This is a genomic window from Rhodococcus sp. 06-221-2 (assembly GCF_002258365.1).
In the GTDB taxonomy this organism is placed as follows: Bacteria; Actinomycetota; Actinomycetes; order Mycobacteriales; family Mycobacteriaceae; genus Rhodococcoides; species Rhodococcoides fascians.
This window is the reverse complement of sequence record NZ_NOYJ01000024.1, coordinates 82,558-97,198: the sequence shown is the minus strand read 5'-3', so window position 1 is coordinate 97,198 and position 14,641 is coordinate 82,558. Positions and strand designations below refer to the sequence as shown.

Genomic DNA, 14,641 nt, shown 5'->3' with positions numbered 1-14,641 from the left:
CGCGAGAATCTGTCGTGCTAATTTCATGGCAGTGACACCCGTCACCACCGGAGTTCAGGGAGAAATGTCAGTGGCACGACGCGTGACGGCAGCGATACTGGGGCTGATTCTGATGACGGGCGGTCTGGCCGGCACCGGCACCGCTTCGGCGCAAAACGCACCAGCCACGACGTGGCTGTGTAGCCCCGAGCTAGCGAGCGACCCCTGCGACCTGCCCGGTGACACCACAGACCTCAGCACTGGTGTGGTGACGCCCGGCCCCGCGGCCGTTGCGGAGTCCGACAAGCCCGTCGATTGTTTCTATCTCTACCCCACCGTCACCAACGACGTCGCTCTCAACGCTCCCGGCTACGCGACGCCCGAGGTGGCGTCCATCGCGAGTTTTCAGGCCGCCCGGTTCAACACCCAGTGCCGAGTATTCGCGCCGGTCTACCGTCAGACGCCTCTCGTCGTTCTTCCACCCGCGTTGCTGGGTGCCGCCGGACCGTCGATAGATCTGGCGTACTCCGACGTCCGAGCCGCCTGGGACAACTACATGGCCACCGAGAACAACGGCCGAGGCGTGATTCTCATCGGTCACTCGCAAGGCACGTTCATGATGCGCAAGCTGATGCGCGAGACGTTCGACCGCGATGCAACCCTACGTCAGCAACTCGTCGGCGCATTCCTCATGGGCGGGAACGTCGAAACTGCGCGCGGCAGCACCACCGGCGGCGACTTCGCGAACATTCCGCTCTGCACCGAACAGGGCCAATTCGGTTGCGTCGTCGCATATTCCACCAACACGCTGCTGCCGCCGCTCTCGACATTCGGCAATTCGGCTCTGGATCTGTGGTCACAGCGCTGGGGCTTGCCGAGTGGCCCGCAGTATCAGGTGGCGTGCACCGACCCTGCGGTACTCAGCGGCGACGCCGATCCGGTCGGCATCACGGTGCCGAGCGCGCCGTTCGCCTTCGGGATCATTTCGATTCTGCTGCAGTACACCTCGTTCCCCGAGGCCGTACCGACCTCGGATTCCGCCTGGACCACGAGCCGCGGCCGAGTCGTCGGATCGTGCATCGACGCAGGCGGCTACAACCAGTACCACCTGCAGTTCGTGGAACCTCAGCCGCTCAACGAGGTTCCGCTGCTCGATTCGCATCTGGTCGACATGAACGTCGGGCTCGATCGATTGGTCAGCATCGCCGGTCAGCAGACGACGGCATGGCAGTCGGCCCGCTGACCGTCGATACACGTCACGGAACGAGCAGCACACCCACACCGGGGATGATGGCGTTCGACGCATCGGGATTCTCGCGGTCATGGGTGACCGTCACGACCACCGGCCCTGCGCCGGTCTGAGCCGTCACTTCGAGGGGCAAGCGATATGCTTGCGAGCCTCCCTGATTGGCGGGCTGAGTGCGATCGACTTCGTCGTTCCAGTGCCGCAAGCCTGCGGAGCCCACTTCACCGGTAGACAGGTTGCGCCAGTTGACCGTCAGGTGCCGGTAAGCGAACTGGTAGTAGTACGGACGGATATCGGCAGCAGCGAAGCGCACCTCACCCGGCTTCTCACCAACCGTGGCCTTGATCGGGATCGTTTGGACAAGTCCGCCAGGGACCCCTGCCGGGCCGAATTCGGGACCGGTGACGACAGGTACCAGAAGCTCGGACGTAGTGGGCGCGGCCGTGGCCGTACCGACGCCCACCCCCAGGACCAGTGGTACCGAGAGCGCTAGGGCTACTGCGGCATTTCGTATCGATAGCTGCATTGCATGCCTTTCGTGTGTTGTCGGATCAGGGAACGAGCACGAGCCCGGCACCGGGGAGAAGAGTGTCGAGGTACGGCGAGCCCCATTGGCCGCCGTTCGAGTAGTCCTTGGTGTGGGTCACCGTCACCACGACAGGACCCGGTCCGGTATTCGCGACCACCTCGAGGGGCAGATCTTCCCGTCCGTAGGGTCCACTCGGCGATGGAGTCGGATCGTCCTGCCAATGCCGCAGATCGGCGGCTCCCGTCGCACCCGTCGCCAAGTTTCGCCAGCTCAGGTTCAGGTACCGGTAGGGATACTGATCGGCGAACGCGGCAATATTTGCGGCCGAGAAGGTAGCAACACCCGGCTCGTCACCCACCGTGGCTTTCATCGGAATGGTCTGGAAGAAGCCACCGGGAACGGCTCCGGGAGCGATCTGGAAACCGGTCACGATCGGCACTTGCAGGTTCGTCACCTGCGGGGCGGCCGCTGCCGTACCCACGCCGATGCCGAACATCAAGGGAACAGTGAGGGTTGTCGCTACTACAGCTCGCCGCAATGGCTTTCGCATACTGCACGCCTTTCGTTGATGTCACACAACGCGATTCCTGTTCGAACCGGAACCAGAGCGAGAACACTTGGGTTGAAGCTGAAACATCAAGTCGTTCTTGACTCTTTCGTCGACCCACCCTCGCAGCAAAAGCGACACAAGGACCGCTCGTATACCGATTCGTGACGGGGTCGTGACACGAAAGACGTTAACAGACCACTTAGCCCGTTCGATTCAATGATCAGAGGTGATGCACTCTGCAGCCACCGGTGAGGACGAACGAATGAGGCAAGTCCGCAACATCGTGGCCATGTGTGCACTGGTCGCTGCTACCGCCCTTGTAGCCACCGCCTGCGGGTCCGAGGAGCCGACCACCACCGATACACCGTCTGTCTCCAGCGCAGCTCCCGCTCCGTCCGCCGCCAGCTCCCCCGACACCGGCGGCGGCATCGGGACGGACGGATCGGCCGTCGAGGCTCAGGAGGTCGTGACTCCGGCACCGGACCAGCCCGCCGATGCGGGACCCGCTGCTGCGCCACCCGCTCCGAACCGCGACGACGTCAATGTCGATGCGCGCGATTTCGAGTTCGCCGAGGGCGAGTACTTTTTCCAGTCCCCCAGCGGCAATATCTTCTGCGGCTTCAATTCCGTCAATGCACCGGGTACGAAAGTGGGTTGCCAGGTGCGCTATTCGGTTCCAGGCAATACCGGCCGGGTCTGCGGCAACGTAGCCAATCACACCTACGGGGTGAAGATCACCCAAGACAGCACCGTCGAGCAGATCTGTACCAATCAGGGAATCTTTCTCCCCTCGAACTTGACCAGGGACGTCCCGGTTCTCGAGTACGGGCAAACGATTGGGGTGACCGGCAATTTCTGCCGCTCCACCGAAGCCAGCGTCACCTGCTACGACGGCGACAGAGGCTTCATGATCTCCCGCGACGTCAACATCGCTTTCTGATGAAGGAGCTCCGAATGTTCCGTAGAACCGCCCTGCTAGCAGCCACTGCTGCCCTCGCTTTCGCACTGACTGCGTGTGGCGGCGAGAATGCCCCCACTGCTGCTCCGACCGCGGCCCCCACCGCCGCGTCGCAGATTCCCGCGCCGCCTCAGGTGACCATTGCAAACCCTCCGGTCGACACCACGGACACTGCCGCCGCACCGGAAGCCACCGATCCGGCGCAGAACCCCGCGAACCCCGTGAACAACACCGCACCGATCACACCCGTCGACCCTGCCCGCTACACCGCGTACGGCGACCAGGTCGGCTGGAAGTCGCCCTCGGGCAAGATCTATTGCAAGATCGGCCCTTTCGAATTCTCGTCCGGTTGCCAGGCGGGAGATGCCCCGGTACCGGACGGCGCGAACTGTGTCACTCCGTCGTTCACAATCGACCAGCTCAGCAAGGGGTTCTACATGACGCCGGGCAAGGTGACACCGACCTGCTTCAACCAAGGCGAATTCGGCGTCGAGAACGCACAGGTGTTGGAATACAACACCTCCATCACGTTCAATGGGATGACGTGCTTCTCCCGCGTCGAAGCGATGATCTGCGACGCCGGCGGCGGACACGGATTCGTGTTGTCGATGCAGCAAGCGACGTCGAACTGATGACGCGCAACAGGATTCGCACCATGGCCGCCGCATCCGCCATTGTGTGTGCCGGGTTGGCGCTGACGGGATGCAGCAATTCGACTGCACCGACGGGCGCTATGCCGTCGGTCATCCCCACTGTGGTCGGGGGTGCGCCGACGGCATCGAACAATGCGTCGCCACCGGCATCCAGCGTTCAGCCCCCGATCAGCAGTGAACCCGACTCCGGTTCTGCCACAACACCATCAGTCGAGTCGACACCGATCACCCCTGTCGACCCGGCCCGATACGCCGCGATCAACAACGAAGTCGGGTGGAAATCGCCGTCGGGCAACATCTACTGCAAGCTCGGCTCCACCGCATTCTCGTCAGGATGCCAAGCCACGGACGCGCCAGTGCCCGACGGTGCCGACTGCGACATTCCACCCTTCTCGGCCGACGAACTGAGCAAGGGTTTCTTCCTGGACCCAAGCCAGGTGACACCGATGTGCTTCAACCAAGGCGCTTTCGGGGTCGAGAACGCTCAGTCGCTGGAGTACAACACGTCCATTTCGTTCAACGGCTACACCTGCTACTCCCGCATCGAGGCAATGGTCTGCGATGCGGGCGGTGGACACGGGTTCGTGCTGTCCGTGCAGCAGGCGAGCTGGAACTGACGCCCGACAGGATCAGGCCGGCATGAAATCCCGGAGCACAGGAAGTCTCGTCGCCGAGCGATTCGCGAGCGTGGGGACGCAGCCCAACAGTCCCTTGGTGTACGGATGCGTCGCGGTCGCGACGATCTCCGCGGACGCCTTCTGTTCCACCAACTCGCCCCGGTACATCACCAGCATCGTGTCGGAGAATTCGAGGCACAGCTTGATGTCGTGACTGACGATGAGCAGTGCTGTGCCCTGCTCCTGGGTCAGGTTCTGCAGCAACTCCATCGTTCCGCGGGCCAGCGACGCGTCGAGCGCACTCGTGGGTTCGTCGGCAATGAGCAGTCGGGGTGATCCGCACAGTGCCAGGGCCGTCATTACCCGCTGGCGCATACCGCCGGACAGCTCGTAGGGTCGACTGCGCATCACGCGACGGGTATCGGAAAGCCCGACTTTGTTCAGCCAGTGCTCGGTCAGGTCCACTCGTTCGCGTTTCCGGGTGACGCCCACTCCGGCAAGGACGTGCTTGAACTGTCCCCCGATGGTCCACACGGGATCCAGCGCAGTCATCGCATCCTGGAACACCATCGCGATGCCGTCGGTTCTGCGCGGCACACTGCGGCCGGTCGACGGCTGCGCCGGCTTTCCCTCGAATTCGAGGAGCGTCGATTCGATGGTGGCACCCGCGGATACATCGATCAAACCCGCGATTGTCATGGCCAGCGTCGACTTACCCGAGCCCGACTCGCCCACCAGCGCCACCCTCTCACCGGGTGCGATCTCGAACGATGCCTTGTCCACCGCGACCACAGCGGAGTCACCGGTTCCGTACGTCACGGTGAGGTCTTGGACATCGAGGACCGGTCGGCCGGTTACCGGCGAGTAGTCATCGGTGTCATGATCGCGATGGGTGAGCGAAAGCGATTCTGGCTCTGCGGTTGTCGTCATAGATAACTCCTGCCGATACGCTGTCGATTCGAGGACGGTGTCCATGGTCGCGGTTCGGTGTTTCCCAGAGCCTCGTCGACGGTAAACAGCACATTACGCAGCCCATGCGCCGCCCTCACAGCGGCCTGAGCAGGGATTTCTTCATAAGTTTCTTGGTTAAGGCCGCAGCGCAGGCAGCGAAACCAGCACCGATGTCCGATATGCTCGCAGTCATCACTGGTGATCTCGACGTCGCGGCCACCTCGGCTCTCCCATGCGCATCCCCGAAAGGCGATGACAAATGACCCGCCCCTTCTTCGATGACGAATCCGGTTCTGTCGCAGCTCATCTACGCAGACAAGCCGACGAACAACGAGCACGATATCTCCGCGCCCAGACGAACCGCTCCGAGAAGTTCGTCACCTCACCCCGCCGCGTGTACGAGCTGATCAGGTCGGGGATCCGCCGAGGCACGATGCCCCACGACGAGATTCTGTCCGAGCAGCATCTCATCCAGTCGCTCGGCGCAACGAGAAACGCTGTGCGAAAAGCACTTCAGATGCTCGCAGACGATGGTGTCGTGCTCCGCGCGCGCCGTGCCGGTACGTCGATCGCCCACGACATCGTGGCGGTGCGAGAAGGCGAGGTGGGGCCGAGGGCCTGGGCCGGAATGCCGGACGAGGGCCGCTTGACGGTCGAAACGTTGGAGTGCAGACGTATTGCCGCGCCCACCGTCATTCAAGAATTCATCGGCACCGAGGTCGATTCGGTGATTCTCCTCGAGCAGATCGGCCGCATGGGTGGAAAGCCTCTGTATCTGCGTGTCGGCTACTGCATCACAGATTTCGAGATCGACGAATTCACCGAACGCATCGAGAGCAACCACTCGGAGTATCCGCCCATCGCCGTCGCTCATCGACGAATCTTCGGCACCACCTACGGCGGGAGCAGCTCGGTCGTCGAAGCGATCTCCTGTCAGGAACGGGCGGCCGAACTGCTGGACATGCAGGTGGGTGCGCCGGTATTGCTGCGCGAGTTGATCACTCGCGACACCGATGGCCGCCCGTCCGAACTGAGCTTCACGCACTTTCGGGCAGACCGTGTCGCCATCATCGGATCGACCGAAACGGCGGCCACCTCGGCCCTGGGCTGAGGTGACCGCCGCGACGGTGGTAGTTCAGAAGTCCAGCAGGTTGTCTCGCAACTGTTCGTGCGCATAGCCGCTGCGAACCAGGCCACGCCGACGCAGCGCCGGTATCAGCCCGTCGGTGACCTCGGTGTAGTAGCGGCGTCCGAGCTTCCCGGTCATCAGAAAGCCGTCTCCACCGACCGCATCGATGACATCCTCCATCTGCTCGGCGACGGTATCGGGTGTCCCCACCAAAGGGACCGACGTGATCGACCACGTAGCAGCCAACTGTCGCAGCGTCTTCGGAGTGCCGTCGTCGTTGGTCTTGCTGCTACCGGACCCGGCGAGGAAGTCCGCGAGGGTCGTACGGTGACCATTGGTGGTGAGCTCAGGCGGCGGGGCATCGATGTCCATGGTCGACAGGTCGTTACCCGTCACCGCAGAAATGTGCGCCAGTGCAGCATGCACCCGCGCATCGGTTGCTTCACGTGACCGTGCGTCGAGTTCGCGCGCCTCGGTGTCGGTCTCACCGAGAACCGGGGACACGATGTAGAGAATCTTGATCGAATCCGGATCGCGGCCTGCGTCCGAGGCCATGGCTCGAACGTTCTCGCGATAGGCCTTCATCGCCTCGAGCCCCTGAGCCTGACAGATGATGGTGTCGGCATTGCGGGCGGCGAAGGCGCGTCCGCGCGGCGATCCGCCGGCCTGGCAGATGACCGGCCTGCCCTGCGGCATCGGGAGCGTGTTGAGCGGGCCGCGGGTGCGATGGAACTTGCCCACGTAGTTGGCGTCGTGCACCTTCGTGTGATCGACGTAGGTGTTCGACGCGGCATCCATCACCAGAGCGTCCGGTTCCCACGAGTTCCACAGCGCATCCACGGCCTCGACGAACTCCTCTGCCCGCTCGTACCGTTCGTCGTGGGGCGGTAGAGCATCCATGCCGAAGTTCTGTGCGGCGCGGTCCTCGCTCGAGGTCACCACGTTCCATCCGACCCGTCCGTGAGACATGTGATCGAGAGTCGAGACCACCCGCGCCAGCAGGTACGGCGGATAGAAGCTGGTCGACATCGTCGTGATGATCCCGAGTCGAGACGTTGCGGCGGCCAACATCGGCACCAGGGCAACGGGATCGTGCTTGGGTGCGTATTGCGCCTTGGCCAAGTCGAATTCGGTCGTGCCGCCGTAGATATCCGAGACCATCGAGGAGTCCTCGAGCATCAGATAGTCGAATCCCGCGCGCTCGAGCGCCCTGGCCATGTCGACGTGGAACCGCCCGTCGGCCCACGTATCGGAATCCGACCCGGTCCAGTGCGAACTCCACACCGGCGGGCGGAAGCTGGTGAACCATCCCAGATGCATGCGTGGTGTGCTCATCGTGCACCTGCCAGGTGCTCACGGAGGTTGCGACCCCGGTACCCGGTGCCGGCGACACCACGGCGCGAGAGCTCGGGCATCAGCCCATCGCACACGTCGTCGACGTACCGGCGGTTCAGTACCCCGCCGCCACCACCGAAGAACAGGAAGCCGTCGCCGCCGACCTCGTCGATCACGCTCTCCATCTCGTCCGCCACGCTGGCAGGAGTGCCGACCAACCGCAACGATTCGGTCCGTTCCGTGGCGACGGTTTCCCGAATGCTGCGTCCGGCTGCCCACTTACGAAGATTGTCCAAGATACTGGTGCTCCCCTCGGTCTTCAGATCGTCCGGAATCGGCTGATCCACATCGAGAGTCGAGAAGTCGATGTCTCCGGACAACATGATCAGGCGGCGAGCGATCGCCGCGTCGGTCGGCTCGTAGTAGCGCTCGGCCTTGCGCTTGGCGTCGTCCTCGGTCTCCCCCAGAATGGGCGTCACCATGTAGAGGACCTTGATGTCGTCGGGGTTGCGCCCGAATTCTTCCGCGCGCGCCCGCACGGTCTTGCGGTACTCGCGCATTGCATCCCGGCCCTTGGGCGCAGCGACCACCAGATCGGCTACTCGAGCAGCGAGATCGATACCGGACTTCGATGCACCCGCCTGGCACAACACTGGCTTGCCCTGTGGGCTCGGGAGCGTATTGAGCGGACCACGCACCGAGAAATGTTCTCCCACATGGTCGATGGTTCTGACCTTGGTGTGGTCGACGTAGGACTCGAGACCGGGAACGATCGGCGACGCGGCATCGGCGTCCCAGGATGCCCACAATTGGTTTGCGACGTCGACGAATTCCTCGGCGATCTCGTATCGGGCATCGTGCGTCGGCAACGTGTCTCGGCCGAAGTTCTGTGCGGCGCGATCGCCCGTGGAGGTCACGATGTTCCACCCCATGCGGCCACGACTGAGATGGTCGAGGGTCGACAGCAAACGGGTGAGCAGGAAGGGCGGATAGAAGCTGGTGGACGCGGTGACGACAATGCCGATTCTGTCGGTCTCGAACGCCAGACGCGAAGCCAACGCCATCGGGTCGTGCTTCGGCGCGCGTGGTGTCCACTTGAGCTCGGACTCGAACGTGCCCCCGAAGATGTCGGTCAATGCCGTCGAATCTTCGAGCATCACGAAGTCTATTCCTGCTCGCTCGAACGCCCGGACGGTGTCGACAGCGAAAGTGCCGTCGGCCCAGTCTGTTCCGCCGGTCCCGGCGAAGGGACCGGTCCAGTCGGGCACGAGGTAATTGGTGAACCAGCCGAGTGTGAACGGTTGTGACATCGGTCCTCTTTTCCATAGTGGTGGTCGTGAATGGTCGGTGTGGGTACGGCGGATTCCTCGGTGACGACCACCTTCGATTCGGGAGTCGACATCGCCACGGTCCGCCAGGGTCGAAGTGCGAGTAGAACTGCCAGTGCCGCAACGGGAATGCTGGCGGTGAAGGCGAGCGAGTAGGACGCCTGGGCGGCGACGGCTCCGGCGACCAGTGGGCCGAGCATGGTGCCCACGTCGAAGGTGACCTGGTACACGGCGATAGGGCTTCCTCCGCGTCCGGCCAGTACGTCACCGACGGTGGCCGCACTGGCGACCATCGCACAGGTGCCACCCACGCCCCAGAGCACCATCGTCAGCACCAGAATCGGCAACGTGGGAACGATGGCGAGGACCACGATGCCGAGCAGTATCGATCCCGACCCGAACGCCAGCATCGGTCGTCGACCCCAGCTGTCGACGAGCCGACCCGCAGGCTTGACGACCACGATCTGAACAACGGCCCCGACCACGAGTACGAGACCCGACACGAACGGGCTGCCGCCGATCACCGTCGCGACGAACAACGGAACGAGGGTGAACCGCACCCCGTTGCCCACCCAGCCGTTGGCGAAGTTCGACGCGATCGAGGCCCGAAATCCCCGTTCACCGAGCGCGGCTCGCAGCGTCATCGGTTCCGGCCGGGTACTCGTATCGTGCACGACTCCGTTCGCGACGTCCGTCCTGTCGCTGGACCGGAACGCGAACCAGACCACGGCAACCCCGACGACGAGCGTCACAGCGTGGGTGAGGAACGGGGCCCGCAATGAGACGAGGGCAACCGCGCCGCCGATGACCGGTCCCAGCACTCCCCCGATGAGGAAGCCGGACTGGAAGACCGACGCAGTTCTTCCTCCGGTGTCCGGGGTGCTGTAGCGGAACAGCAGTTGTTGACCCGACACGGTGAACATTGCGGTCCCGACACCCCCGACTGCTCGGAGCAGTAGAAGCGAGAGAAACGTCGGAGCGAAGGCCGCCGCCAGGGAGGACGTCGCCGCCATCAACAGGCCGGCGGTGAGAATCGTCCGTTCGTCGAACCGCAGCAGCAGTCGAGATGCTCCGAACGAAGCCAGCACGCGGGTGAAAGCATAGATACTCACCACCGACGAGGCAGCGAGATCCGTTACTCCGAAATCTCTGGCGAACACCGGAATGACCGGTGCCACAACGCCGTACCCGAGCCCGATGCACACGTTGACGAACGCCAACGCATACACCGGCCCCGGCACCACCGAATCTCTGCTCAGCAACCGCATCAGAAGGACATGAGATTCTCACGAAACATGTCGTGCTCGTATTCGGTGCGGACCAGGCCACGTCGTTGCAGTGCAGGGACGAGGCCTTCGGTGATCTCACCGACGTAGCGGCGACCGATGTTGCCCGTTATCAGGAATCCGTCCCCACCGACGAAGTCCATCGTCTCGCCCATCTGTTCCGCGACGGAATCGGGAGTGCCGACGTAGTGCACGTTCTTCATGGTCCAACCCAGTGCCGCCGTGCGCGGTGTGTTTCCGTAGGACAGGAAGTCGCCGAGGGTCGTCCGGTGCCCGTTGGTGGACAGTTCGGGGAACTCCTCATCCAGCTCGTACGTCAACAGATCTATCTCGGTCAACGCCGAGATGTGGCCCAGCGCAGACTCGATGCGCGAATCGACGTCGGCGGACATCCGCTCCACCTTGGCGCGGGCATCGGATTCGGTATCGGCCAACACCGGCTGCGTGATGAACATGATCTTGCAGCTGTCCGGATCCCGACCGGCCTTCTCCATCCGCATCCTGATGTCGTCGCGGAATGCCTTCATCGCGGCCGGGTCCTTCGCGGCGCTGAGAATCGTCTCGGCGTTGCGCGCCGCGAACTCACGTCCACGCGGCGATCCACCGGCCTGACAGATCACCGGCTCGCCCTGCGGCGACCGCGGAACGTTCAGCGGCCCACGCGACGCGTGGTACTTACCGCGAAAGTCCGTGACGTGCACCTTCGTGTGGTCGACGTAGGTGCCGTTGTCCCGATCGAGCACCATGGCGTCGCCATCCCACGACGCCCACAACTGCTTGACCACGTCGACGAATTCGTCTGCCCGCTCGTACCGTTGGTCGTGCTCGGCGAGTTTGTCCATCCCGTAGTTCTGGGCCGCGCGATCCTCACTGGAGGTCACCACGTTCCAGCCGACGCGGCCTCTGCTCAGATGATCGAGCGTCGAGAACCGTCGAGCCAGCAGCCAGGGCGGGTAGAAGGACGTGGAGCAGGTAGCGATGATGCCGATGTGCTTCGTCGCGGCCGTCAGCATCGGCACGAGGGTGACCGGGTCGTGCTTGGGTGCGTACAGGCCGTACTTGAGGTCCACCCTCGAGGACTGCTCGTAGGCGTCGGACACCATCGAGGAATCCTCGAGCATGATGTAGTCGAAGCAGGCACGTTCGAGTGACCGTGCGAAATCCACGTGCAATTCTCCGTTGGCCCAGGTGCGTCCTTCGTCGCCCGCCCATGCCGAATTCCACGGCGGGTTGGAGAAGTTGGTGAACCACCCCAGATGAAATTTGGTCATGCCGTGCTCCTTGTTCTCGATACGGATCGGGTACTTCTGTGCGGCCGAGAAAGCTCGGCAGGTTCGTTCGGGTGCACGCCGCGCCACCCCGACGGCACGCTGGCGACCAGAGCAGCCACCGCCATCGCAGCCACGGCCACCGTGAATCCCGTTGCCAAGGAATCGGACTCGCTGGGCGACACACTCTGTGCGCCGCCGGAATACACCAGCTCGCGCAAGGCAGGCGGCAGTGCGGAGACCACCAGCACGAGGGCCAGCGCGGTACTGAGCGTGACGGCGGTGTTGTCGAGAGACACTCGAAGACCGTTGGCCATCCCCGAGCGGTTCTCGGCCACACCCACGTTGATGGCCGACGCGTTCGCGGTCTTGAAGAGTCCGCCACTGATCCCCAGGAGGAACAGGATCACCACGAGGGGTACGCCGCGCGCCGGGCCGGCGATGTGCACCGCGAGCACCGTCAGAACCAGAGCGGTGCCGAGTGTCGAGACCGTCGTCAGCACTCGCGTCGACACCCGGGTCGCCAGCATCCCCGCTATCGGCGACATCACCGTGGTCCCCACCGCGAGGGCAGTGATCTGCAGGCCCGCACGGATGGGGCTCTGGCCCTCGACGCTCTGCAGGTACAGCGACATCGTCACTGCGACGGCACCTTCGGCCATGGTGACCAGGAACGACGCCGTGTACGCGCTGCCCCGAAAGCGATCGATCAGCAACGCTGGATCCACGATCGGATCGGCAGCGCGCTTCTCCCACCACCAGAACACAGGAAGGGCGAGAACAACACCGACCAACGGGATCACGGACGCCCAGTCGCCGAATCCGACGCTGCCTCCGCGATTCACCCCGTAGACGAGTCCACCGAGAATCACCATCGAGCCGGCCGCGCCCGCGTAGTCGAAGGGCACCCCGCGTGCCGGACGCGCCGTCCGGCGCAGCGTGATCGCAGCCCACACGGTTCCGGCCACTCCGAGGGGAACCACCACACCGAATACTCCGCGCCAGCCGACTGTTTCGGTCAGCACACCGCCCAGCAGTGGGCCGACGGATATCGCCAGCGACATGATGGTGATGTTCCAGCCGATGCCGATCGAGAGCATTCGCGGCTCGAACGCCTCGACGAGCAGGGCGGTGGTGTTGGTGATCACCGCAGCAGCGCCCACGCCCTGCACGACGCGCAGGACGATGACCAGGGTCGGGTCGCCTGCGGCTGTGATGGCGGCGGCACTGACCGTCAGGCAGGCCAACCCGAGCAGATAGACGGGACGCCTTCCGACGAGGTCGGCAACCTTGCCGAGGACCAGAATGAACACTGCCGTGGTGAGCAGATAGGCGAGCATGAACCAATCTGTCTGCGCTGCAGTAGCTCCCAACCCCTCGCTCATGTCCGGCAGCGCCACGGGGAGCATCGAGACCGACACGAACGTGATACTCATGCCTAGTCCGGTGACCGACAGCACGCGCCACGGGTAGGAGTTCGGCCGTATCTCCGGTGACGCGTCTGTCGCTGCAGTGACGATCAGAAGTCCATCAGGTTGTCGCGGAACAGCGTGTGTGCGTATCCGTCTCGAATCAGACCGCGCTTGCGTAGCTCGGGCGCAAGACCGTCGGTGATCTCGCTGATGTAGCGGCGATGCACGTTGCCGGCGATGAGGAATCCGTCGCCGCCGACCTCCGCGGCGATGTCGCCCATCTGTTCGGCGACTGCGTCGGCGGTACCGATCAGGGGAACAGACTTCCTGATGTCCGAGCTGGCCGCCTCTCGAAGCGTCATCCCGGCCGTGTTGGCACCGATCAATGCCATCGTGGCCCTACCGGCGTTGGTTTCGACTGCAGGAATCGGGGCGTCGAGATCGAACTTCGAGAAGTCGATACCACTCGCGTACGACATCGACGCGAGGTTGACATCGATATCGTTCCGAAAGCCGGCCAGTGTTCGCTCGTGCTTGTCCTGCGCTTCGCGGTCGGTTTCACCCAGGACCGGGTTGACGATGAACATGATCTTGCACGAATCGGGGTCCCGCCCCTCGATGACCATCCGAGCGCGGACGTCGTCGCGGTACGCCTTCATGGCCTCGACACTCTCGACCTGAGCGAGAATCGTCTCGGCATGTTTCGCCGCGAACCCGCGGCCCGCAGGTGACCCACCGGCCTGGCAGATCACCGGTCGGCCTTGGGGAGTCGGTGTGGTGTTCAGTGGACCGCGGGAGGAGTGATACTTGCCCTCGAAGTCGATGTTGTGCACCTTCGTGAAGTCGGCGAAGACACCCGCATCGCGGTCGAGCCGAACCGAGTCCGGTTCCCACGACGACCACAACTGCTTGACGAGTTCGATCCATTCGTCGGCCATCTCGTAGCGGTGATCGTGCTCGAACATCTCCTCGTAGCCGAAGTTCTGTGCCGTCCGAACATTGTGCGAGGTGACCAGATTGACGCCTGCCCGGCCGTTACTGAGATGGTCCAGAGTGGCCGAGGTTCGTGCCGCCATGTATGGCGGATGGAACGACGTGGTCATCGTGGCGATCAAGCCCAGACGCTCGGTGTGCTGACTCAGAATGGGCAGCAGCGAATTCGGGTCCTGCTTGGGTACCGACCGGGCGTTGGCGAGCCACCACTTCGAGGATCCACCGAACGAGTCGGGGACGAACGCGCCGTCCTCGAACATGATGTAGTCGAATCCGGCGCGTTCGAGTGACCGCGTCATGTCGATGTACAGCTCGGGGTGGTTCCATTCGGTGCCGCCCTCACCCGACCACATATGGTTCCACGACTGGACCTGCCAGCTCAAGAACCAACCAAGGTGGAACATAGC

14 protein-coding genes are annotated in these 14,641 nt (G+C 63.5%); 5 read left to right on the top strand and 9 right to left on the bottom strand.

Translation table 11 applies throughout. The annotated features are described in order from the left end of the window. Positions 1–64: 64 nt before the first annotated feature. Complete coding sequence (locus CH281_RS12025) at positions 65–1,222, top strand: DUF3089 domain-containing protein (RefSeq protein WP_094694426.1); 1,158 nt, start codon at positions 65–67, stop codon at positions 1,220–1,222. 13 nt (positions 1,223–1,235) lie between these two features. Here the strand turns inward: CH281_RS12025 and CH281_RS12020 are convergent, their stop codons facing one another. Together CH281_RS12020 and CH281_RS12015 are read right to left on the bottom strand one after the other, a co-directional pair. After that, complete coding sequence (locus tag CH281_RS12020) at positions 1,236–1,751, bottom strand: hypothetical protein (RefSeq protein ID WP_094694276.1); 516 nt, start codon at positions 1,749–1,751, stop codon at positions 1,236–1,238. A gap of 25 nt (positions 1,752–1,776) precedes the next feature. Beyond that, entirely contained in the window at positions 1,777–2,304 is a 528-nt protein-coding gene (locus CH281_RS12015) for a hypothetical protein (RefSeq protein ID WP_256983485.1), read from the bottom strand. A gap of 262 nt (positions 2,305–2,566) precedes the next feature. Here CH281_RS12015 and CH281_RS12010 point away from each other — a divergent pair, with 262 nt between their 5' ends. Genes CH281_RS12010 through CH281_RS12000 form a run of 3 tightly spaced genes read left to right on the top strand, consistent with a single transcriptional unit; the run spans position 2,567 to position 4,532 of the window. Next, a complete protein-coding gene (locus CH281_RS12010; RefSeq protein ID WP_094694424.1) occupies positions 2,567–3,244 on the top strand; it encodes a hypothetical protein in 678 nt (225 codons plus the stop codon). 14 nt (positions 3,245–3,258) lie between these two features. Then, the gene (locus tag CH281_RS26880) at positions 3,259–3,894 is read left to right on the top strand and encodes a hypothetical protein (RefSeq protein ID WP_179274186.1); all 636 of its coding nucleotides are present in this window, start codon (positions 3,259–3,261) and stop codon (positions 3,892–3,894) included. A 23-nt stretch (positions 3,895–3,917) separates the two neighbouring features. Continuing rightward, positions 3,918–4,532, top strand: a complete 615-nt coding sequence (locus tag CH281_RS12000; RefSeq protein WP_143544794.1) for a hypothetical protein — start codon at positions 3,918–3,920, stop codon at positions 4,530–4,532. A 12-nt stretch (positions 4,533–4,544) separates the two neighbouring features. On the opposite strand, the gene CH281_RS11995 is transcribed toward CH281_RS12000, so the two are convergent. Further along, a complete protein-coding gene (locus CH281_RS11995; protein ID WP_094694268.1) occupies positions 4,545–5,462 on the bottom strand; it encodes an ABC transporter ATP-binding protein in 918 nt (305 codons plus the stop codon). Between the two features lie 280 nt (positions 5,463–5,742). Here CH281_RS11995 and CH281_RS11985 point away from each other — a divergent pair, with 280 nt between their 5' ends. Then, complete coding sequence (locus tag CH281_RS11985; RefSeq protein ID WP_032384821.1) at positions 5,743–6,594, top strand: GntR family transcriptional regulator; 852 nt, start codon at positions 5,743–5,745, stop codon at positions 6,592–6,594. Positions 6,595–6,618: 24 nt separating this feature from the next. Here CH281_RS11985 and CH281_RS11980 read toward each other — a convergent pair whose 3' ends face one another. The 6 genes from CH281_RS11980 to CH281_RS11955 all read right to left on the bottom strand — a co-directional run bounded on the left by CH281_RS11980 (position 6,619) and on the right by CH281_RS11955 (position 14,638). Next, entirely contained in the window at positions 6,619–7,947 is a 1,329-nt protein-coding gene (locus CH281_RS11980; RefSeq protein ID WP_094694266.1) for an NtaA/DmoA family FMN-dependent monooxygenase, read from the bottom strand. Further along, complete coding sequence (locus CH281_RS11975) at positions 7,944–9,107, bottom strand: NtaA/DmoA family FMN-dependent monooxygenase (RefSeq protein ID WP_230591015.1); 1,164 nt, start codon at positions 9,105–9,107, stop codon at positions 7,944–7,946. The genes CH281_RS11980 and CH281_RS11975 overlap by 4 nt, the downstream gene beginning before the upstream one ends. A gap of 5 nt (positions 9,108–9,112) precedes the next feature. Beyond that, entirely contained in the window at positions 9,113–10,543 is a 1,431-nt protein-coding gene (locus CH281_RS27325) for an MFS transporter (protein WP_094694263.1), read from the bottom strand. Next, a complete protein-coding gene (locus CH281_RS11965; protein WP_094694261.1) occupies positions 10,543–11,832 on the bottom strand; it encodes an NtaA/DmoA family FMN-dependent monooxygenase in 1,290 nt (429 codons plus the stop codon). The genes CH281_RS27325 and CH281_RS11965 overlap by 1 nt, the downstream gene beginning before the upstream one ends. Next, on the bottom strand, positions 11,829–13,265 hold the full coding sequence (locus CH281_RS11960; protein ID WP_143544793.1) for an MFS transporter: 1,437 nt from the start codon (positions 13,263–13,265) through the stop codon (positions 11,829–11,831). Before CH281_RS11960 ends, CH281_RS11965 begins: the two co-directional genes overlap by 4 nt. An 83-nt stretch (positions 13,266–13,348) precedes the next feature. Continuing rightward, a complete protein-coding gene (locus CH281_RS11955; RefSeq protein ID WP_094694257.1) occupies positions 13,349–14,638 on the bottom strand; it encodes an NtaA/DmoA family FMN-dependent monooxygenase in 1,290 nt (429 codons plus the stop codon). Positions 14,639–14,641: the final 3 nt, after the last annotated feature.

What these genes read in the sequence shown, in the direction of transcription:
- CH281_RS12025 (WP_094694426.1), top strand. Translation starts at nt 65, where the DNA reads ATGTCAGTGGCACGACGCGTGACGGCAGCGATACTGGGGCTGATTCTG.
- CH281_RS12020 (WP_094694276.1), bottom strand. Translation starts at nt 1,751, where the DNA reads ATGCAGCTATCGATACGAAATGCCGCAGTAGCCCTAGCGCTCTCGGTA.
- CH281_RS12015 (WP_256983485.1), bottom strand. Translation starts at nt 2,304, where the DNA reads ATGCGAAAGCCATTGCGGCGAGCTGTAGTAGCGACAACCCTCACTGTT.
- CH281_RS12010 (WP_094694424.1), top strand. Translation starts at nt 2,567, where the DNA reads ATGAGGCAAGTCCGCAACATCGTGGCCATGTGTGCACTGGTCGCTGCT.
- CH281_RS26880 (WP_179274186.1), top strand. Translation starts at nt 3,259, where the DNA reads ATGTTCCGTAGAACCGCCCTGCTAGCAGCCACTGCTGCCCTCGCTTTC.
- CH281_RS12000 (WP_143544794.1), top strand. Translation starts at nt 3,918, where the DNA reads ATGGCCGCCGCATCCGCCATTGTGTGTGCCGGGTTGGCGCTGACGGGA.
- CH281_RS11995 (WP_094694268.1), bottom strand. Translation starts at nt 5,462, where the DNA reads ATGACGACAACCGCAGAGCCAGAATCGCTTTCGCTCACCCATCGCGAT.
- CH281_RS11985 (WP_032384821.1), top strand. Translation starts at nt 5,743, where the DNA reads ATGACCCGCCCCTTCTTCGATGACGAATCCGGTTCTGTCGCAGCTCAT.
- CH281_RS11980 (WP_094694266.1), bottom strand. Translation starts at nt 7,947, where the DNA reads ATGAGCACACCACGCATGCATCTGGGATGGTTCACCAGCTTCCGCCCG.
- CH281_RS27325 (WP_094694263.1), bottom strand. Translation starts at nt 10,543, where the DNA reads ATGCGGTTGCTGAGCAGAGATTCGGTGGTGCCGGGGCCGGTGTATGCG.
- CH281_RS11965 (WP_094694261.1), bottom strand. Translation starts at nt 11,832, where the DNA reads ATGACCAAATTTCATCTGGGGTGGTTCACCAACTTCTCCAACCCGCCG.
- CH281_RS11960 (WP_143544793.1), bottom strand. Translation starts at nt 13,265, where the DNA reads ATGAGTATCACGTTCGTGTCGGTCTCGATGCTCCCCGTGGCGCTGCCG.
- CH281_RS11955 (WP_094694257.1), bottom strand. Translation starts at nt 14,638, where the DNA reads ATGTTCCACCTTGGTTGGTTCTTGAGCTGGCAGGTCCAGTCGTGGAAC.